Here is a 19,786-nt window from a genome sequence, read left to right as displayed (position 1 = left end):
GCGCCTTTAATAATTTAATATTGATACACTTTTAAAGTGTTTATTTATATTATGATTGCTTTTGGAAAGATTCAAAAATATTACGTAAATCTTTTTTATAAGGTAAGTGATCTGCACGTCCTTTTTTAAAGATATCATTACTATTTCCTTGGCCTTTACGTAGTGCTTTTTGTTCTTCAAAAGACAAACGAGTAATATCCATACAGTTTGTTGAGCAACAGTTTTCCATCTTCTCTTTACATGCATCACATTGAATGAATAATAAATGGCACGCTTCGTTAGCACAATTAGTATGCATATCTGCTGGGTTTCCACATTGGTGACAGTGTGCAATTACATCATCACTAATACGTTCTGAGCGACGTTCATCAAACACAAAATTCTTACCTACAAATTTGTTTTCAAGTCCTTTTTCTTCAATCTGTCTTACATAGTTTATAATTCCACCATCAAGTTGAAAAACGTTTTTAAATCCTTTGTGTTTATAGTAAGCACTTGCTTTTTCACAACGAATTCCACCGGTACAGTACATCACCAGTTTTTTATCTTCTTTATACGCTTTTAAATCTTCTTCAATAATATCTAAAGATTCTCTAAACGTATCTACATCTGGCGTAATGGCATTTTTAAAATGTCCAATTTCACTTTCGTAGTGATTTCTCATATCCACCAAAACAACGTTTGGATCTTCAATAAGTTCGTTGAATTTTAAAGCATCAACATGTTCTCCTTTATTGGTAACATCAAATGTTTCATCATTTAATCCGTCGGCAACAATTTTGTCGCGCACTTTTACTTTCAGCTTTAAAAACGCAAAATTATCATGCTCAATCGCAATATTTAATCGCACATTTTCTAAAAACGAAATGGTATCTAAATGATTTTTAAATGCATTAAAGTTATCTGCAGGAACAGATAATTGAGCATTAATTCCTTCTTCGGCGATATAAATTCGGCCTAAAACGTCTAGCTCATTCCAAGCAATAAACATTGTATTTCTAAAGGTTTCGGTATTCGCAATTTTTGCGTATTTGTAGAAAGAAATTGTTAAACGGTCTTTACCCGCTTTTTCTATAAGCTCCGCTCTTTCCTTAGCGCTTAAGTTGTTGTACAGTTGCATGCTATACTGGTTTTAAGGTTAAAAATTAAAGTGCAAAGGTAATATTTTTTAACAATTACAGTACAAAAAAAGCACCTTAGTGTGACCAAGGTGCTTTTTTGAGGACTAACTCGTTATTACTAATTTTTTAATTTAAATCTAAATCTCAAAATTTTACACGAGTTATCCTCCTTCGGCTTTACAATTACTGTTTAAACTCACAGTAACTGAAATGCCCAGTGTTCCATTTAAAATAATTTTTCTAAAGAATTTCATAGCTATAGATTTTCCCTTTTTCATTAAGTAGACGTAAAAACTATAAAAAGGTTGCGTTATAAGATTGAGAAAGTTGAAAAGTTATCGTATTTTAGCAGTAAATAAACTTTGAAAAAGACGGAATAGATGAGTAGTGAAAAAGAAGCAAAACTAAAAGCTCTAAAGTTGACTTTAGATAAGCTAGATAAGGCATACGGAAAAGGAACGGTAATGAAAATGAGCGATCGAGCTATTGTAGATGTTGAAGCTATTTCTTCAGGATCTTTAGGATTAGATATCGCATTAGGTGTAGGAGGTTACCCACGTGGAAGAGTTATAGAAATTTATGGACCAGAATCTTCTGGTAAAACAACATTAACATTACATGCTATTGCCGAAGCCCAAAAAGCTGGTGGAATTGCAGCTTTTATTGATGCTGAGCATGCTTTTGACCGTTTTTATGCTGAAAAATTAGGAGTAGATTTAGAAAACCTTATTATTTCTCAACCTGATAATGGAGAACAAGCTTTAGAAATTGCAGATAACTTAGTACGTTCTGGTGCTATTGATATTGTTGTAATTGACTCGGTTGCTGCATTAACTCCAAAAAGTGAAATTGAAGGAGAAATGGGAGATTCTAAAATGGGATTACATGCTCGTTTAATGTCTCAAGCACTTAGAAAACTTACAGGATCAATAAGCAAAACTAATTGTACAATGATTTTCATTAACCAATTACGTGAAAAAATTGGTGTAATGTTTGGTAACCCAGAGACAACAACTGGTGGTAATGCCTTAAAATTTTATGCTTCGGTAAGATTAGATATTAGAAGATCTACTCAAATTAAAGAAACAGACGGAAACGTAGCGGGTAATAAAACAAGAGTAAAAGTAGTAAAAAACAAAGTTGCACCACCATTTAAAACGGCAGAGTTTGACATCATGTATGGTGAAGGAATATCTAAAGTTGGAGAAATTCTTGATATTGCTGTTGAAAGCGAAATTGTTAAGAAAAGTGGCTCATGGTTTAGCTATGGTGACACAAAATTAGGACAAGGTAGAGATGCTGTAAAAGCCCTAATAAAAGATAATCCAGAACTTATGGATGAGCTTGAGCAAAAAGTAAGAGTCATAGCAAAAGAAGCTACTCAATCTTAAAAAAAATATATACCAAATAAAAAAATCCCGCCTAAAACGGGATTTTTTTTAGTTTTATACGCAACCTTTTTCAACCTGTTGCATCTACCCTTTAGAAAAAGGATACTTCCCTAACAAAAAAATAAAATATGAAACAGTTTTTAGTTTTATGCTTACTAATAATGTCTCTCACCTCTTGTAGCGTTAGTGACGATAGTAATGATAGCTATAATTACGACTTTTTACCTATAGAAAGTGTAGATATGCCAGAACAATTTGTTCATGGAGAAACTTACGAAATAAACCTAAGCTATATAAGACCTACAGGATGTCACGTATTTAATAACATCTATTACCAACCTAATCAAAATCAGGCAAATATTGCCATTATAAATACCGTTTATACGAACCAAGATTGCCAACAAGATCTTAATGAACTTGTTGATGTATCTTTTAATTTTAAAGCCAATAGCTACGATAATTATGTGTTTAGATTTTGGCAAGGTGAAGATGAAAACGGAAATGATATATATTATATAGTAGAAGTACCAGTTGTGGAATAATTAAAACCCCTTAATCATTGAGTTTAGAACAACTCATAAAGCGTTGTAAAAAAAATGATGCGCAAGCACAAAGCGAAATATATAAACTCTACTCGAGTACATTATTTTCAATTTGCTTGAAGTATTCACGTAGTTATGCCGAAGCTCAAGATAATTTACAGGATGCTTTTGTAACCATTTTTAAAAAAATTTCGCAGTATAAAGGAAAAGGGTCTTTTGAAGGTTGGATAAAACGTATCACAGTAAACACCGCATTACAATGTTACAGAAGCGTTGGTGTTTTTGATATTATAAACGAAGATCAAATTGAAGATGTTACCGTTGATATTGATGAAGATGCAGTGAGTTTAGATTATTTATTAGAAATTATTCAGCAATTACCAGACCGTTACCGTTTGGTATTTAACCTGTATGTTTTGGACGGCTACTCACATAAAGAAGTTGCCGAATTATTAAAAATTTCAACAGGAACCACAAAATCTAATTTAGCACGTGCAAGATTAATTTTGAAAAATAAAATAGAACAATATAAAGCCAACTCAAACTCACAAATTTTATAAATGAGTGATAAAAAAAATATAGATCGTCTTTTTCAGGAGAAATTCAAGAATTTTGAAGCTACTCCCGATCCTGCCGTTTGGGAACAGATAAACACTTCGCTACACGGCGAAAAACGTAAACGCAGAGTTTTTGCTATATGGTGGAAAATTGGTGGTATTGCAGCTCTTTTGGTGCTTTTATTTACCGTTGGAATAGTTAGTTATACGAATTTAGAAACTCCCGAAAACACCACACCTTTAGTAAATTCTTCTTCGGAAGAAAACAATAGCAAAACAATTAAAAACAACACTAAAGCGATAGATACAACTACAGATACCACAATTATTTCTGATAATGAAGCTGCTGATAAAATAACTAATACGACATCAAAAAACACGACAATTACTGATACCGCTAATAATTTAAAAGATGATTCTGAAGTATTGAATAGCGAAAATTCGGGAGTGAAAAAGAAATCAAATACAGCTCACAGACCAACAAATACAGTTGTAACTACAAAAACGAAATCTAAAAATACGGTAGCAACAACAAATCTTAAAAATAGTTTAGAAGATAAACAGATCCAAAAAACTTCTAATACTAATGTTTCTAACACTCAAAAAACAGCTACAAAATCACCTTCTGAAACAAATAAGTTGTCAAGTTTAAATACACTTTCGGCAATTGAAAATCGTAAAAAAGAAACGCAAAACAATCTTAAAAACCTTCCGGAACATAACAAAAGCACAGTAACTGTGGCTAAAAGCGCTTCCGAAGAAGATAAAAATAATATAGAAACCCCCGAAACAATCACAAAATCTGTAGCTGAAACAAAAACCATTGAAGATGCTATAAAAGAAAACGATTCTATTGAAAAAACTATAGAAAACACTCAAAAACTTAGCCGTTGGAGTATTGCACCAACTGTGGCTCCGGTGTATTTTAATTCGTTAGGCAAAGGTTCGTCGTTAGATGATCAGTTTGTAAATAACTCAAAAAACAGCGACGTTACTATGAGTTATGGACTTAACGGAAGTTATGCGGTTAATAATAAAATAAAAGTAAGACTTGGTGTGCATAAGGTTGACTTGAGTTATACAACTAACAATGTAATTACTTATAAAAAAGCTGAAATTAATCAAGGAAACTCAAGGGTTGGAAACATAAAATTTAATGAAAGTGCTTCTGAAAACTCAATAATGAGTGCACAAATTTTTAACAATTTGAGTTCTCCAGAGTCAATAAATAGCCTTAATAAAAACAGTATTAATCAGCAATTTGGGTTTATTGAAATCCCTCTTGAGATTGAATATGCGCTTATAAGTAACAAATTTGGCGTTAATGTTATTGGAGGATTTAGTACATTTTTTGTGAATAAAAATGAAATTTATTCGGTAACAAATACTAGCAGAACGCGTATTGGTGAAGCAACAAATATGAACGATATAAGCTATAGTGCCAACATTGGTTTTGGTGTTAATTATAAGCTTTCAAATAAATTAAATATCAACCTAGAGCCACAATTTAAGTATCAAATAGAGACGTTTAGTAATACCTCTGGCGAATTTCAACCGTATTTTATAGGGGTTTATTCTGGGTTGAGTTACAAGTTTTAAAAATTTTTAGTTGGTTAGTTTAATTATTGTTGGTTGCAATAATTGCTTAAAGCTGCTCTGTGCCAAGAGCAGCTTTTTAAGTTTTACTAAATTCTAAAAGTTGCTGCTCAATAACCATTCTAGACGTATCACTTAACGTTTTAGTATCTGTTGTAGCTAAACCTTTGGTAGAAATAAAAGCATGTACTTTTGCTCTCATTCTCCCGGGACTTCCGCTAAAAAAAGTATAAGAAAATCGTTTTTTATTATCTGCAAAAGTTATAGGTACAATTGGTATTTGATGATTAATTGCCATTCTGAATGCACCACCTTTAAACTCATCGAGCATTACACTTTCATCGGGAACGCCACCTTCAGGAAAAATACAAATACTCATGCCTTGTTTTAATCGTCTTTGAGCTCTTAAAAAAACGGCTTGTCTACTTTTTGGGTCATTCCTATCTACCAAAATACTGGTACGTTTATAAAAGAAGCCAAACAGTGGGATTTTTGCTAATTCAGCTTTCCCTACAAATACAAACGGATTTTTAACCGTTACCAACATTAGCATAATATCTGCCATTGAGGTATGATTAGCAATAAACATGTAGCTTTTTGAGCGATCTGGAATTTGCTCGCGTTCAATTTTATAACAAAACCCCATGCCTATTAAAATAAATTTAGCCCACAATCGTGCAATCTTAAAAAAGTAAGGATACCAGGTTTCTTTTAATATTGAAATTATAAGAAAAGGGAATAATACCAGTATAGGGATTGCTACTAAGATGTAGAACCAAATACGATATAGTGTAGTTAATAAATATTTAAACGGCTTCATTGCCTCAAAACTACTTAAATTAATTGAGGTATTGTCTTAAAAAAAGTACCTTTGTAGCATTATTTAATTAAAAATTATGGCAAGAATACTTACAGGTGTACAAAGTACAGGAACCCCACATTTAGGAAACATTTTAGGCGCAATATTACCAGCTATTGAAATGGCAAATACTCCTAATACAGAATCATTTTTGTTTATAGCAAACATGCATACCTTAACTCAAATTAAAGATGCAGAAACGCTAAGACATAACACTTATTCTGTTGCTGCGACTTGGCTTGCTTTTGGTTTAGATTTAGATACTACCGTTTTTTATCGTCAGAGTGATATTCCACAAGTGACTGAATTGGCGTGGTATTTAGATTGCTTTTTTCCGGTTAAAAGACTACAACTTGCTCATGGATATAAAGATAAAGCAGATCGTTTAGATGATGTAAATGCAGGGTTATTTATGTACCCAATGCTTATGGCTGCCGATATTTTAGCTTATGATGCTGAGTTGGTTCCGGTAGGGAAAGACCAACAACAACATCTTGAAATGACACGTGATGTTGCGTCGAGATTTCATACTAAAATGGGTGAAACTTTTGTATTACCTGAAGGAAAAAATCAAGAAAACACTAAACTTGTTCCTGGAACAGATGGTGAAAAGATGAGTAAAAGTAGAAATAACTTTATCAATATTTTTCTTGATGATAAAAAATTACGCAAACAAGTAATGCGTATTGAAACAGATAGTACGCCACTTGAAGAACCTAAAGATTGGGCAACTTGTAACTGTTTTTCAATTTTTAGCCTGTTAGCTTCTGAAGCACAAATAGCTGAAATGAAAGCTAATTATGAAAATGGAAACTATGGTTACGGACACGCAAAACAAGCACTTTTTGAACTAATTGTTGAAAAATTTGCCACACAACGTGAACGCTACCATCATTATATGAATAATCTTAACGAGCTTGATGCGGCTTTAGCAATTGGTGCTGAAAAAGCAAAAGTAGTTGCTAACGCGGTAATAAATCGTGTGAGAGAAAAGGTTGGATATTAATAACACCTTTCAACTTATATTTTATTTAAAACCTGCTTAGTTATATTATTAAGCAGGTTTTTTTTAGTTTTTAAATCACCTCAAATAATTTCCCTGGTAAAGGGCGAATAACACCTTTTAATTCCATATTAAGTAACATACTTGCTATTTTATAAATAGGCATTTTACAATGCAATGCAATAATATCTAGCACTTGCTTATCATTCTCTTTTAGGTAATTATAAATAATTTTTTCTTCGGCGTTAAGCTCAACAAATAACTGTTTTTGTACTGCTGGTTTTTGATTATTATCTAAAGACCAATTTAAAATATAAGGCACATCTAAAGGCGTTGATAATAATTGTGCTCTATGTTGTTTTATTAAATTATTACAACCCACACTTAGTTTATCTGTAATGCGACCAGGAACTGCAAAAACATCTCTGTTATATGAATTTGCAATATCTGCGGTAACTAAACTGCCACCTTTTTCGGCACTTTCAATTACAATTGTGGCTTCACTAACTCCTGCGATAATGCGGTTTCGTTTTAAAAAATTATTACGATCAAAAACATCATTACTCCAAAAATCGGTAAAAAAACCACCATGTTTCTCTACATCTGCAACATACTTTTTATGTGATGCCGGATAAATTTGATCGAGACCATGAGCCAAACAACCAATAGTTTGCAGCTTATGTTTCATGGCTGATTTTTGTGCGGTAATATCTGTTCCGTAGGCAAAACCCGAAATAATAACAGGATTAAAAATGGCTAAATCTTCTACCAATTTCTCACAGAATGCAACGCCCGAACTTGTTATTTTTCGAGAGCCCACAATACTAATTATACGCTGTTTTTTTAAATTAATATTTCCAGATTGAAACAATACCAAAGGTCCATCTATACAATGTTTTAAGCGTTCTGGATAATCAGCATCAGTAAAAATTAATGGCGTTACGTTGTTTTCTTCAATAAAAATAAGCTCTTTTTCGGCAGCAGCTAAATGCCTAGTATTAAACAATTCACTAATTGTAAGACTCCCAATGCCATCAATTTTAAGCAGATTAACTCTCTTTTCTTTTAAAACTGCCTCGGCAGAACCACAGTGATTTATCAGTTTTTTGGCTGTAACATCACCTATTTTAGGTACATGTTGCAAGGCTAAAGCGTATAATAATTGATTCTTATCCATAGGTAACGTGCTGATTTTAAAACTACAAGTAAGCGATTTTTAAGATGTTAATAAAAAGTTATCCGATTTATTTATTCGCAATTATTTTTTTTTAACTTTGTTTTTATGCAATTAGAGACTTACATAAGCGATTTATTATACCGTTATGACTGCGTTGTCATTCCTGAATTTGGTGCATTTTTAACTAACCGAGTATCGGCAAAAGTACACGAAAGTACAAACGCATTTTATCCACCTAAAAAAGTGGTGTCATTTAACGAACAACTTCAACAAAACGATGGTTTGCTTGCAAGCTATATTGCTGATGTTGAAAAAATCCCTTACGAAGCAGCGACTCAAAAATTAGCAAAACACGTACGTGCTATAAAATCGTATTTGGTTGAAGGTGAAACTTTAGCTTTTAATAATATTGGTGAACTAACTTTAAATGCTGAAAGCAAAATTGTTTTTGATCCGTCACATCATGTTAATTATTTAGCAGATGCTTTTGGATTATCTCAATTTACGTCTTCAAATGTAACTAGAGAAGTTTACAAAAAAGAAGTAGAAGCTATTGAGGCCACTACGCCTATTACAATTACTCCAGAAAAACGTAACAACAGGTCTTACCTTAAATATGCTGCAATTGCATTAGTAGCATTAACAGTAGCAGGTGGTTTTACGGCATCAAATTATTATACAGGACAAATTGAAACTGAAAATAAATTAGCACAAGAAGCTGCTAATGAGCAATTAGATGCTAAAGTACAAGAGGCTACTTTTGTAATTAATAATCCTATTCCGGCAGCAACTTTAACAGTCGCTAAAAAAATAGGACAGTATCATATTATTGCTGGTGCTTTTAGAGTTGAAGAAAATTCGGATAAAAAAGTATCACAGTTAAAAGACTTAGGTTATAAAGCTCATAAAATTGGGGTTAACAAATACGGACTTCACGAAGTGGTATATGCCAGTTATTCTGATAGAATTGAAGCTTTAAACGCTTTAAAAAACATTAAAACGGCGCATAATCCTGATGCTTGGTTATTGGTAAAAGCAATAAACTAGTATTTCCTTTCTTTAGTTTTTAAATTCAGTATACCTTTGCATTTCATTAAAAAAAATGACTATGCAAGCAAAAACCCCATCTCAATCTAAAACAGTAATGACCGATTTGGTCTTACCAAGCGAAACGAACCCACTAAATAACTTATTTGGAGGTGAACTATTAGCGCGTATGGATAGAGCTGCTAGTATTGCTGCTAGACGTCACAGCAGACGTATTGTTGTAACAGCATCAGTAAATCACGTGGCATTTAACAGAGCGGTTCCTTTAGGAAGTGTAGTGACTGTTGAAGCCAAAGTATCTAGATCTTTTAAAAGCTCAATGGAAGTGTTTTTGGATGTTTGGGTAGAAGATAGAGAATCTGGTGAACGTGCTAAAGCAAACGAAGCGATTTACACTTTTGTTGCTGTTGATGAAACAGGAAGACCTATTCGAGTTCCTGAATTAAAACCAGAAACCGAACAAGAAATTGAACGTTTTGAAGCCGCTTTACGCCGTAAGCAATTAAGTTTAGTCCTTGCCGGAAAAATGAAACCTAACGACGCTACAGAGCTTAAAGCTTTGTTTTCGTAAAATAATTGGGTAATATTACATACAGAAACCTTGTAAGAACAGGATTATTATAACTCATATTTATATTAAGAATTGAAAGTATCAGATGAAAGTCTTAAATAAAACAGAACTAATTCACCCTATTTTCATATTCATCTTTATTGGAATTGGTATTGGTAGTTTTTCAAGCCTAGATAATTTCAGTTTACTAGAGTTTAGCGGAAAGAATTTCTTAGAATTAATCCCCTCTATTTTATTAGCATTGATCTCTTATTTTATCTTAAACGCATTAAATACATCTCGTATAGTTGCTATTAAAAAACAGGCCCTTATAAAAGGAATTCACTGTGTTCCTTTTGGCTTTGTTAAAATAAATAAGCGCATTAAAATTTCTGAAATTAAGGACATTGAGCTACAACAAAACGACAAACTTTTTTATGACATTATCGCTCAATCTAACAATAGTAATTATATCGTAATTAAATCAATAGCTAATAAAAATCCCGCTGAAGAAGAGTTTATTAAAATAAAAAATGAATTAAAAAACATTTAAAATGAAAAAAAACTCATTTTGGGATACCATATCAACCCACTACAAATTTCAATCAATTGCTATTCTCGTTATATTAGTAATTGTTGTTGTAATTGCAATTGGCAAATCTGTTATTGATTACTTTACACATTAATTACCTAGAAATCCAATACTCAGGATTTTGATTTGTAGTTTCTTTTAAGACTCTAAACACCAAAGTAGATTCGTTCGTAGAGCTATCGGTAAACACTTCACCAATAACTTGTTTTGTAGTCACCTTATCCCCTTTTGAAACATTAATTTTCCCAAGATTAGAATAGGCTGTTAAATATTCACCATGCTGAATAAGTACCGTAGGATTTCCTTTTTTAGAGGTAATCACCGCAATAACTTCGCCATCAAAGACTGCTCTTACTGGTGCATTTTCTGAGGTAGAAATTCTAATTCCTTTACTATTAAACGTCAAACTTTTATCAATAGGGTGTGGTTGCATTCCAAAACGCACTTTAATCACACCACGTTCAACAGGCCAAGGTAATTTTCCTCTATTAGAAGCAAAACTTGAAGATAAAGCTTTTTCTGCAGGTGTTAAAGCAAACCCTTTTGAAGTGCTTTTAGTCGTTGTTTTTCCTGCTTTTTTCTTTGATGCCGCAATTGCCGCTTTAATTAAGCGATCAATTTCTTTATCAATTTTATCAATTTCCTGCTTTTTTGTTTTTATTTGCGATACATATTGGGTCATGTTTTGTCTAATAGACGCCATTAATGTTTCGTGTTCTTTAACTTCAATTTCTAAACGTTGTTTGGCTTTTCGGTTTTCTTCAACCAACTTTTGCTTGTCTACCTTTTGTTGTACTAATGTGGTATTTAATACTTGTAATTTTTCAGTTTTAAGCTTTATAGCTTCACCTTGCTCCTTTTGATAGTCTGCATATTGCTTAATATATTGCAAACGTTTATAGGCTTGTTTAAAATTTTCAGAAGATAGCAGAAACATTATTCTACTTTGATCAGATTTACTTTTATAAGATTTCACAACCATAGCGGCATAATCTTCTTTAAGCTGTTTTAACTGATCTCTAAGGCTTGAAATCTCTTTTTGGTTGCTACTTATCTCACGCGTTAATAAATTGGCCTGATCATTGGTTACTTTAATTAGATTTCGGCGAACGCTTACTTTGTAATTAAGGTCTTCAACAGTTGTAATTACAGATTTTTCTTTCTTCTTATTAGTGAATAACAGCGTATTTATTTGCTGAATCTCCTTTAAATAACGCTGTCTGTCGGCTTCTAGCTTTTTTTGTTTATCACTTTGTGAAAATCCAGAAATGCTTCCTAAAAGGACACAGATAATTAAGGCAATATGTGAAAATTTATAACGCATTATTTTAATTGAATTTCTTTATATCCTGAAGGAATTTTAAACGGAAAACGTACATCTTCATTTAGCGATACCGATTTATATTGTAAATCTATTGTAGTCTCACTATCACGCTCAAGCGCTTTAATATGAATCTCTTTTGGTACAATTTGGCGATTAGCTTCTTGATACGCTTTATAATCTACCTGAAGTAAACGTTGAGAATCTGGTTGATATAATTGCTGAGAATCTATTTTAAAATGTGAAGGATTCAATAAATAAAACAACTCTAAAGCTGCATCTTTATTTTTAGGTGCTAACGCATAAGATTGCTCATGAATATCAGTAGTATAATCTCCTTTTTTAAGTTTGAAAATAGCCTCCCCTAATAATAAGTTTTCTAGTTTTTCGTAATTAAGTTCTACACCTAATAAATCACTCAATAACGCATAATCACCATCAAAATATTCATTACTTAATTTGGTGTAAAATTTCACATTATCTGGTGTAATTTTAGCACGTACAAGTCCTAATGTAGCACTAATCCAAATGGTTTTATCTTTTTCAATTCTTAAAGTTACCGAATGACCTTGAGAATGATCTCCTTGCTGAAAATTTATTTTAACCTTCGCTTGAAGGGTTTTAAAACGCACTTCATTTTTAGAGTTTTCTCTAATTAATTGATTTGCGGTTAGTGTATTATCAAGCGCACCGTTTGTACTAATGCTTTTGGCAGATTTACAACCAAACATCACAGAAATCAATATTAATACTACAAAGAAATGTTTTTTCATACCGTGTTATTATTCAGCTTTATTAAGTACTTCAGCCTTTTTAGCAAACGCATTAGATTTAGTTATATTATTAGCTAATTGATACGCCACACTTAATTGGGTGTAAAAATCAGATTCCATTTTAGGATCATCAATAATGTAATCCAATCCTGTTTCTAGGCTTTCTATTGCTTTTTTAGAAGCTTTTAATTTATTATTTGCCACACCATTTATCAAGTAAAAAATAGGTTGCGCCGGATACAAATCTAACGCACTTTTACTTAAAACAACAGCTTCTTTATTACGATTTACTTCAACTTGCAATAATAACACATCCTTAGTTAAGTTATAACTATTAGGATCTTGCTTTAACGCTTCTTCGTAATAAGATAATGCTTTTTGTTTGTCGCCAGATTTTAAATAATAAGCCGCAAGTTCAACCAAGGTTTTTTCGCTTTTATCATTATCAACTAAAGTAGTTACATCAACTAAATCAGCCTCATATTCAGGATGTGCGCTAACAAATTTCACAAAATCATTAAACACTTTTAGTTTCGCTTCAGGTTCAATTGTAGTACTAGTGACTACGGTTTTCATTGATTTTATAGCATTTTCGGTATCATTAGCATTCAAATAGAATTTATATAACGCCAAATGCACCAATTGCGATTCTGGATGAACTTCTAAAAGTTTTTTCGCACTTGAAAACGCTTTTTTAGTCTCCCCTATTTCACTGTAGCGATATACTAATTTAAGATAATTACTCTCGTTTTCTGGGTGTTGTTTAATTTGGTTTTCAATATAATCTATACGCTCTTTATCATCACCTGTAATATTGTAAATCTCGTTGCGCATATAATCTCTATCTGCACTTTTACCTAATTCAGCGTCCAGCTCATCTAATAAATCTAAAGCATTATTAAACTTTTCGGCTTTAATATATAAACCTACTAAATCATCTTTATAATCGGGATGATATTTCACCAATTGCTTGATAGTTTTTACCGCTTGATCTACATTATCTTGCTGAATATACACATCGTAAAGCTCATCTAAATACCACTCGTTATCGGGTGTTTTTGAAATGGCTGTTTTTAAGGCTTCTTCAGCAGCTCCAAAATTTTTGAGTTTATTATAGTTCTTTCCTAATTCAAAATACAACACAGACTCTGAATCGTCTAATTTTAGACATTCTTGAAGCGCATCAACCGCACGTTGGTAATTTTCAATACCCTTTTGTTTTAGGGCTTCAAAAAACAACTCCTGAAAACGGTCTTCAACATTTCCCAAATCATCGGTAGGACGCTTATTAAAATCTACTTGCGCATAAGTATGCTGCGGCATAAGGTATAAACCGAAAAGCAAACACAGGATGTAGATTTTTTTTGTCATTATTGAATTTCTATATATAGAAAAGTTACCCTTCAAAAGTTATTCCAAAACTGAATAATCACCAATACTAATACGTGTAAATTTACCATCGTATTTTACATGATTTCCAATCATCGCTTCTTCTAAAGTGGCGTTTTTTATGATAGAATTGGTTTGAATTAAGCTGTTTTTTATTGTTACGTTTTCTAAAACAGTATTATTTCCGATAGATACATTTGGACCAACAGTTGAATTGTTCAACACCACATTTTCTCCAATAAAACAAGGTTCAATAATGGTAGAATTTGTATTCTTTACAGAATCTGAAATTAATTGTTCTTCGCCATCAGCTGCCAAAAATCCTAACATACGTCCGTTAGTTTCAACAGTAACAGGTTTGTTTCCACAATCCATCCACTCATCAACGGTTCCTGTTTTAAATATTTTTCCATCGGCCATCATGCGTTTTATACCATCGTTAATTTGGTACTCGCCACCGTTCATAATATTTTCATCTAAAACTTCTTGTAGCTTCCCTTTTAAAACGCTTACATCTTTAAAGTAGTATATTCCAATTACGGCTTGGTTAGATACAAATGTTTCTGGTTTTTCAACAAGTTCAACAATTTCTTGTTTCTCGTTTAGTTTTACCACTCCAAAAGCTTGAGGATTTTCTACTTTTTTAGTCCAAATTACAGCATCTGCTTCTGGATCTAAATTAAAATCTGCTCTAATTAAAGTATCTGCATAAGCAATAACCGCAGGACCGGTTAAAGAATCTTTAGCGCTCATAATAGCGTGTCCGGTTCCTAAAGGTTGATCTTGGCGGTAAATAGATGCTTTAGCACCAAGGCTTTCAGCAAGTGCTTTTAAACTTGATACCACATCGTCACCAAACCATGCTGGATCTCCTAAAACAAAGGCGATTTCATCAATAGGTTGGTTTAAAACTTTTACAATATCTTTTACCAAACGATGTACAATAGGTTGTCCTGCAACTGGAATTAATGGTTTTGGTACGGTTAAACTATGTGGACGAAGACGTGAACCACGTCCTGCCATTGGTACGATTATTTTCATATAATGATCCGCCAAAGCGGGGATTTTAATTGTTAAACTTTATTTCTGCTATTAAATATACGCGCTAGCTTTGTGATATGGACTAATTAGCACTTCAAAAGATTCCTGTCTACGCAGGAATTATTTTACGCCAGTGCTTCCAAAACCACCTTCACCTCTATCGGTTTCCGAAAGTGTTTCAACTTCTAACCATTCGGCACGTTCATGTTTTGCTATGATTAATTGTGCAATACGCTCACCGTTTTCAATCACAAAATCATCTGATGATAAATTGACTAAAATCACACCAATTTCACCTCTATAATCGGCATCAATAGTTCCTGGAGCATTTAAAACAGTAACGCCTTTTTTTGCTGCAAGTCCGCTTCTTGGTCTTACTTGTGCTTCAAATCCTATTGGTAACTCAATAAATAAACCTGTTTTTACAATGGTTCTTTCTAAAGATTTTAAGGTAATTGGAGCTGTAATATTTGCACGTAAATCTAAACCTGCCGAGGCTATGGTTTCGTAGTGAGGTAATTGGTGGCTAGATTTATTTATTATTTTTATTTGCATTAGATTTTGTTTCAAAATTATAAAAAGGCTATTTCCTTTTTAAAGCGTTTTTAATATCATCTTTTTCAAAGACATATACAACACCCAAAAATACAATTAACATTGGTATTCCAAAGGCATAGTTTTCTCTAAATTGATAAAATGATAACAGTGATAATCCTATAGATAGTAATAAATAGCTTCCTATTTTCTTTAAATTATAAGGAATTGGGTAGTATTTTCTTCCGTAGAAATATGATAAAATCATCATTACCGCATAAGCTACAAGTGTTGCAATTGCTGAAGCTTTATAACTGAATGTTTTTATAAAGATTAAATTAATAGCTAAAGTAATTAAGGCTCCAAATATTGAAATATAGGCGCCATACTTTGTACGGTCGGTAATTTTGTACCACACCGAAAGGTTATGATAAATCCCCAAACAAAAATTAGCAATTAATATAATAGGAACTACCCACATGGCTTCCCAATAGGCTTCACTTCTTACAATATAAGGTTTTAAAACATCGGCAAATACCACTACTGATAGTAATATTACAGATCCGGTAGCTACGAAAAACTCTAAGATTTTAGCATAATTTTTCTGTGGATTTTCAGTTTTTGCATGACTAAAAAAGAATGGTTCAATACCTAAACGATACGCAGTAGCAAAAAGCGTCATAAAAAGTGCTAGTTTATAACAGGCCGAGTACATACCAATTTCGGTAGCTGCAATATCTTCTGGTAATAATCTATCTAATAAAATACGATCGAAAGTTTCATTAATTGAAAATGCAACACCTGCAATAAGTACAGGAAATGCGTAACGAAACATTTTCTTCCAGAGTTGAACATTAAATTTATATTTGATTTTAGTATAAAAACCAAGAACTAATAAGAGCGTTACAGCACTCGAAACCAAGTTTGCTATAAAGATGTAGCTAATCTCAAAGTTATCTTTACAAATACTTCCAAATACGTCGCTATAGTAAGATAAATCTGCCAGTGCTAAAAGGAAAAACAAATTAAGACCTAAATTAATGGCCACATTTGTTATTTTTATAATGGCATAACGCATGGGTCTTTGTGTGGCACGTAACCAAGCAAAAGGGATAATTACAAGCGCATCTAAAAGTAAAATCCAGATAACAAGGTTGATGTATTTGACATCAATATCTATAAAATTCGCTATTTGATTCTGAAAGATTAAAGCGAATGTAAAAAACCCTAATGAGGAAATAATTAATGAAATTGTAGAAGTCCCTACAACTTTTTCTTTGTTGTTTTCGGCATTAAAAAACCTAAAAAAAGCGGTTTCCATCCCATAAGCTAGTATCACGTTAAATAATACGAAATATGAAAAGATAACAGATACTTTACCGTATTCGGCAACTGATGATAAAACACCATCTGAAGTATAAAGAGGGACGAGTAAAAAACTTAACATTCTTGGTAATACAGTTGCTAAACCGTAAATGAATGTTTGTTTAAATAGATTTTTGAATGCGCTCAAGAGTCGTTTTTTGCTTGGATAAAGGTACTATTTTAAACGAGGAAATACAATGCGATTATTTATTGGTTTTTAAAAGCCTAAAAAGGGTGTGGTTGAATAGCTTTTTAAGAGTAAAATAGAAAGCATAAAAAAAACCCAACTTATAAAGTTGGGTTTTTTTGTATATGTATATTTTCAGTTTACACTGAAACAAAATTTAGTTATTTAAAGCTTCGGCTCCACCAACAATCTCAAGGATTTCATTAGTAATAGCTGCTTGACGCGCTTTATTGTAAGTTAATTTCAATTGATCTCTTAACTCAGTTGCGTTGTCTGTTGCTTTATGCATTGCAGTCATACGCGCACCGTGTTCAGAAGCAAATGAATCTCTAATTCCTTTATATAACTGAGTTTTTAAAGACTTAGGGATTAATTGTTCAACGATTTCTAATTTTGAAGGTTCAAAAATATAATCAAGGTTTACATTTTCATCTAATTCAACAGGTACAATTGGTAAAAACTGTTCAGTCATTACTTCTTGCGTCGCTGCATTTTTAAACTTGTTGTATACAATTTCGATTTTATCAAATTCACCAGCAACAAATTTTTCCATTAATAATTCTGCTAAAGCAGCAACATTATCAAAAGTTAAATCATCAAAAATATCACTTCTGTTAGCGATAACATTGTTTGTTTTCTTAAATGCATCGGCAGCTTTTTTACCAACAGCAATATAAGATACGTCTTGGTTAGGGTATGAAGTAGTTAACCTATTAACCGCTTTAATGATGTTTGAATTAAAAGCACCACATAATCCTCTGTTAGAAGTAATTGCTACAATAAGTACTTTTTTAACCTCACGTTGTTCAGAATATTTGCTTCCTGAATTTTCATCTAAAGTTGCACTTAAACTTTGTAAAAGTTCAGTTAATTTATCTGAATAAGGACGCATTGCAGTAATTGCATCTTGAGCTTTTTTCAACTTAGCTGCCGATACCATTTTCATGGCACTGGTAATTTGCATCGTTGAAGATACTGATGTAATTCTGTTACGTATTTCTTTAAGATTCGCCATTCTTTATTTTGATAAAGCCTCTTTGATTATGCAAAGAGTGACATTAATTTATATTTTAAATTTAGAGTTATGAGTAACTCACAACTCTAAATTTATAATTTTTATGCTTGATATTTAGCTGATAATTCTTTAGCAACAGATGTTAATGTATCTGTAACTTCATCAGTTAATTTACCTGCTTTTAAAGTATCTAAAGTATCTCTATGCTTAGCATTTAAGAACTCGATGAAATCTCTTTCAAATTCTTTTACTTTTTCAACAGGAACTGCTTTTAATAAGTTTTTAGATCCTGCATAAATAATAGCAACTTGATCTTCAACAGTAAAAGGATCGTTTTGAGCTTGTTTTAAGATCTCAACGTTACGTTTACCTTTATTAATTACATTTAAAGTAACAGCATCTAAATCTGAACCAAACTTAGCGAAAGCTTCTAACTCACGGAATTGTGCTTGATCTAATTTTAAAGTACCAGATACTTTTTTCATTGATTTAATTTGTGCGTTACCACCAACACGAGATACAGAAATACCTACGTTAATTGCTGGACGAACACCAGAGTTAAATAAATCTCCATCTAAGAAAATTTGCCCATCTGTAATTGAAATCACGTTTGTTGGGATATATGCCGAAACATCTCCTGCTTGAGTTTCAATAATTGGTAATGCTGTTAAAGAACCACCACCTTTTACGATTCCTTTAATAGAATCTGGAAGGTCATTCATTTCTTTAGCAATAGCATCATTATTGATAATTTTTGCTGAACGCTCTAATAAACGAGAGTGAAGGTAAAATACATCTCCAGGATACGCCTCACGTCCCGGTGGACGACGTAATAATAAAGATACCTCACGGTAAGCTACGGCTTGTTTTGATAAATCATCAAAAACAATTAATGCTGGTCTACCAGTATCTCTAAAATATTCTCCAATAGATGCTCCTGTCATAGGTGCATATACTTGCATTGCTGCTGGATCAGATGCGTTAGCTGCAACGATAGTAGTATAAGCTAAAGCGCCTTTTTCTTCTAATGTTTTAGCAATTAAAGCTACTGTAGAAGCCTTTTGACCTACAGCAACATATATACAATATACAGGTTTCCCTGCATCGTAAAATTCTTTTTGATTTAAGATAGCATCAATACAAACGGTAGTTTTACCTGTTTGACGGTCACCAATAACCAACTCACGTTGACCTCTACCCACTGGAATCATTGCATCAATTGCTTTAATTCCTGTTTGTAATGGTTCAGTTACAGGTTCTCTATAGATAACACCTGGAGCTTTACGCTCTAAAGGCATTTCGTAAGTTTTTCCTGAGATAGGACCTTTACCATCAATTGGATTTCCTAAAGTGTCAACCACACGACCAACTATACCTTCACCTACATTAATAGATGCGATACGATTTGTACGTTTAACTGTAGAGCCTTCTTTAATACCTTGTGAAGCACCTAGTAATACGATACCAACGTTATCTTCTTCAAGGTTAAGTACGATTCCTTCTAATCCTCCTTCAAATTCAACTAATTCTCCGTATTGAGCGTTAGAAAGTCCGTAAGCACGTACAATACCATCACCAACAGTTAATACTGTTCCTACTTCGTCTAATGAAGCGCCTGCTTCAAAACCTGAAAGTTGTTGTTTTAAGATTGCTGATATTTCAGCTGGTTTTACTTCTGCCATCTTTATTATATTAGATATTAGATGCTATACTGATGTTTCCATCT

The 19,786-nt window shown here is 32.6% G+C and carries 19 protein-coding genes; 8 read left to right on the top strand and 11 right to left on the bottom strand.

Features of this window, described 5'->3' with window-relative positions; genetic code table 11:
• Positions 1-49 precede the first annotated feature (49 nt).
• The gene (trhO, locus tag ACU4C5_RS05700) at positions 50-1,120 is read right to left on the bottom strand and encodes an oxygen-dependent tRNA uridine(34) hydroxylase TrhO (protein ID WP_446846092.1); all 1,071 of its coding nucleotides are present in this window, start codon (positions 1,118-1,120) and stop codon (positions 50-52) included.
• A gap of 381 nt (positions 1,121-1,501) precedes the next feature.
• Between trhO and recA the strand changes: the two genes are divergently transcribed.
• The 4 genes from recA to ACU4C5_RS05680 all read left to right on the top strand — a co-directional run bounded on the left by recA (position 1,502) and on the right by ACU4C5_RS05680 (position 5,210).
• On the top strand, positions 1,502-2,512 hold the full coding sequence (gene recA / locus ACU4C5_RS05695; RefSeq protein WP_446846091.1) for a recombinase RecA: 1,011 nt from the start codon (positions 1,502-1,504) through the stop codon (positions 2,510-2,512).
• 128 nt (positions 2,513-2,640) lie between these two features.
• Positions 2,641-3,054 (top strand): hypothetical protein, encoded by a 414-nt coding sequence (locus ACU4C5_RS05690; protein ID WP_446846090.1) that lies wholly within the window; start codon positions 2,641-2,643, stop codon positions 3,052-3,054.
• A gap of 17 nt (positions 3,055-3,071) precedes the next feature.
• Complete coding sequence (locus tag ACU4C5_RS05685; protein WP_446846089.1) at positions 3,072-3,614, top strand: RNA polymerase sigma factor; 543 nt, start codon at positions 3,072-3,074, stop codon at positions 3,612-3,614.
• Positions 3,615-5,210, top strand: a complete 1,596-nt coding sequence (locus ACU4C5_RS05680) for a hypothetical protein (protein WP_446846088.1) — start codon at positions 3,615-3,617, stop codon at positions 5,208-5,210. It abuts the gene before it with no gap.
• A gap of 76 nt (positions 5,211-5,286) precedes the next feature.
• On the opposite strand, the gene ACU4C5_RS05675 is transcribed toward ACU4C5_RS05680, so the two are convergent.
• Entirely contained in the window at positions 5,287-6,027 is a 741-nt protein-coding gene (locus ACU4C5_RS05675; RefSeq protein ID WP_446846087.1) for a lysophospholipid acyltransferase family protein, read from the bottom strand.
• Between the two features lie 76 nt (positions 6,028-6,103).
• Between ACU4C5_RS05675 and trpS the strand changes: the two genes are divergently transcribed.
• The gene (trpS, locus tag ACU4C5_RS05670) at positions 6,104-7,072 is read left to right on the top strand and encodes a tryptophan--tRNA ligase (protein ID WP_446846086.1); all 969 of its coding nucleotides are present in this window, start codon (positions 6,104-6,106) and stop codon (positions 7,070-7,072) included.
• 70 nt (positions 7,073-7,142) lie between these two features.
• On the opposite strand, the gene dprA is transcribed toward trpS, so the two are convergent.
• The gene (gene dprA / locus ACU4C5_RS05665) at positions 7,143-8,246 is read right to left on the bottom strand and encodes a DNA-processing protein DprA (RefSeq protein ID WP_446846085.1); all 1,104 of its coding nucleotides are present in this window, start codon (positions 8,244-8,246) and stop codon (positions 7,143-7,145) included.
• Between the two features lie 105 nt (positions 8,247-8,351).
• Here dprA and ACU4C5_RS05660 point away from each other — a divergent pair, with 105 nt between their 5' ends.
• The 3 genes from ACU4C5_RS05660 (at position 8,352) to ACU4C5_RS05650 (ending at position 10,396) form a co-directional block, all read left to right on the top strand.
• Positions 8,352-9,293 carry an HU domain-containing protein gene (locus tag ACU4C5_RS05660; RefSeq protein WP_446846084.1) on the top strand — a complete coding sequence of 314 codons (942 nt, stop codon included), beginning with the start codon at positions 8,352-8,354 and terminating at the stop codon, positions 9,291-9,293.
• 61 nt (positions 9,294-9,354) lie between these two features.
• Positions 9,355-9,864 carry an acyl-CoA thioesterase gene (locus ACU4C5_RS05655; protein WP_446846083.1) on the top strand — a complete coding sequence of 170 codons (510 nt, stop codon included), beginning with the start codon at positions 9,355-9,357 and terminating at the stop codon, positions 9,862-9,864.
• Between the two features lie 85 nt (positions 9,865-9,949).
• The gene (locus ACU4C5_RS05650; RefSeq protein WP_446846082.1) at positions 9,950-10,396 is read left to right on the top strand and encodes a hypothetical protein; all 447 of its coding nucleotides are present in this window, start codon (positions 9,950-9,952) and stop codon (positions 10,394-10,396) included.
• A 133-nt stretch (positions 10,397-10,529) separates the two neighbouring features.
• On the opposite strand, the gene ACU4C5_RS05645 is transcribed toward ACU4C5_RS05650, so the two are convergent.
• The 8 genes from ACU4C5_RS05645 to atpA all read right to left on the bottom strand — a co-directional run bounded on the left by ACU4C5_RS05645 (position 10,530) and on the right by atpA (position 19,742).
• Positions 10,530-11,759 carry a murein hydrolase activator EnvC family protein gene (locus tag ACU4C5_RS05645; RefSeq protein ID WP_446846081.1) on the bottom strand — a complete coding sequence of 410 codons (1,230 nt, stop codon included), beginning with the start codon at positions 11,757-11,759 and terminating at the stop codon, positions 10,530-10,532.
• Positions 11,759-12,529 carry a lipoprotein insertase outer membrane protein LolB1 gene (gene lolB1, locus ACU4C5_RS05640; protein WP_446846080.1) on the bottom strand — a complete coding sequence of 257 codons (771 nt, stop codon included), beginning with the start codon at positions 12,527-12,529 and terminating at the stop codon, positions 11,759-11,761. The genes ACU4C5_RS05645 and lolB1 overlap by 1 nt, the downstream gene beginning before the upstream one ends.
• Positions 12,530-12,538: 9 nt before the next feature.
• Entirely contained in the window at positions 12,539-13,900 is a 1,362-nt protein-coding gene (locus ACU4C5_RS05635) for a tetratricopeptide repeat protein (protein ID WP_446846079.1), read from the bottom strand.
• A gap of 39 nt (positions 13,901-13,939) precedes the next feature.
• The gene (locus ACU4C5_RS05630; protein ID WP_446846432.1) at positions 13,940-14,959 is read right to left on the bottom strand and encodes a sugar phosphate nucleotidyltransferase; all 1,020 of its coding nucleotides are present in this window, start codon (positions 14,957-14,959) and stop codon (positions 13,940-13,942) included.
• A gap of 120 nt (positions 14,960-15,079) precedes the next feature.
• Positions 15,080-15,514 carry a dUTP diphosphatase gene (gene dut, locus ACU4C5_RS05625; protein WP_446846078.1) on the bottom strand — a complete coding sequence of 145 codons (435 nt, stop codon included), beginning with the start codon at positions 15,512-15,514 and terminating at the stop codon, positions 15,080-15,082.
• A gap of 28 nt (positions 15,515-15,542) precedes the next feature.
• The gene (locus ACU4C5_RS05620) at positions 15,543-17,006 is read right to left on the bottom strand and encodes a lipopolysaccharide biosynthesis protein (RefSeq protein WP_446846077.1); all 1,464 of its coding nucleotides are present in this window, start codon (positions 17,004-17,006) and stop codon (positions 15,543-15,545) included.
• Between the two features lie 196 nt (positions 17,007-17,202).
• Positions 17,203-18,060 carry an ATP synthase F1 subunit gamma gene (gene atpG / locus ACU4C5_RS05615; RefSeq protein ID WP_446846076.1) on the bottom strand — a complete coding sequence of 286 codons (858 nt, stop codon included), beginning with the start codon at positions 18,058-18,060 and terminating at the stop codon, positions 17,203-17,205.
• A gap of 101 nt (positions 18,061-18,161) precedes the next feature.
• Positions 18,162-19,742, bottom strand: a complete 1,581-nt coding sequence (atpA, locus tag ACU4C5_RS05610) for a F0F1 ATP synthase subunit alpha (protein ID WP_446846075.1) — start codon at positions 19,740-19,742, stop codon at positions 18,162-18,164.
• Between the last annotated feature and the right edge of the window lie 44 nt (positions 19,743-19,786).

This window comes from Lacinutrix undariae (genome assembly GCF_052934785.1).
Note: the sequence above shows the minus strand (reverse complement) of the source record. Positions and strands in the feature narration are given on the sequence as shown.

Bases quoted from the DNA above. Each gene is read 5' to 3' on its own strand.
- trhO (WP_446846092.1), bottom strand. From the start codon at position 1,120: ATGCAACTGTACAACAACTTAAGCGCTAAGGAAAGAGCGGAGCTTATA.
- ACU4C5_RS05680 (WP_446846088.1), top strand. From the start codon at position 3,615: ATGAGTGATAAAAAAAATATAGATCGTCTTTTTCAGGAGAAATTCAAG.
- dprA (WP_446846085.1), bottom strand. From the start codon at position 8,246: ATGGATAAGAATCAATTATTATACGCTTTAGCCTTGCAACATGTACCT.
- ACU4C5_RS05650 (WP_446846082.1), top strand. From the start codon at position 9,950: ATGAAAGTCTTAAATAAAACAGAACTAATTCACCCTATTTTCATATTC.
- ACU4C5_RS05660 (WP_446846084.1), top strand. From the start codon at position 8,352: ATGCAATTAGAGACTTACATAAGCGATTTATTATACCGTTATGACTGC.
- ACU4C5_RS05675 (WP_446846087.1), bottom strand. From the start codon at position 6,027: ATGAAGCCGTTTAAATATTTATTAACTACACTATATCGTATTTGGTTC.
- atpG (WP_446846076.1), bottom strand. From the start codon at position 18,060: ATGGCGAATCTTAAAGAAATACGTAACAGAATTACATCAGTATCTTCA.
- ACU4C5_RS05690 (WP_446846090.1), top strand. From the start codon at position 2,641: ATGAAACAGTTTTTAGTTTTATGCTTACTAATAATGTCTCTCACCTCT.
- ACU4C5_RS05630 (WP_446846432.1), bottom strand. From the start codon at position 14,959: ATGAAAATAATCGTACCAATGGCAGGACGTGGTTCACGTCTTCGTCCA.
- trpS (WP_446846086.1), top strand. From the start codon at position 6,104: ATGGCAAGAATACTTACAGGTGTACAAAGTACAGGAACCCCACATTTA.
- atpA (WP_446846075.1), bottom strand. From the start codon at position 19,742: ATGGCAGAAGTAAAACCAGCTGAAATATCAGCAATCTTAAAACAACAA.
- recA (WP_446846091.1), top strand. From the start codon at position 1,502: ATGAGTAGTGAAAAAGAAGCAAAACTAAAAGCTCTAAAGTTGACTTTA.
- dut (WP_446846078.1), bottom strand. From the start codon at position 15,514: ATGCAAATAAAAATAATAAATAAATCTAGCCACCAATTACCTCACTAC.
- ACU4C5_RS05635 (WP_446846079.1), bottom strand. From the start codon at position 13,900: ATGACAAAAAAAATCTACATCCTGTGTTTGCTTTTCGGTTTATACCTT.
- lolB1 (WP_446846080.1), bottom strand. From the start codon at position 12,529: ATGAAAAAACATTTCTTTGTAGTATTAATATTGATTTCTGTGATGTTT.
- ACU4C5_RS05645 (WP_446846081.1), bottom strand. From the start codon at position 11,759: ATGCGTTATAAATTTTCACATATTGCCTTAATTATCTGTGTCCTTTTA.
- ACU4C5_RS05655 (WP_446846083.1), top strand. From the start codon at position 9,355: ATGCAAGCAAAAACCCCATCTCAATCTAAAACAGTAATGACCGATTTG.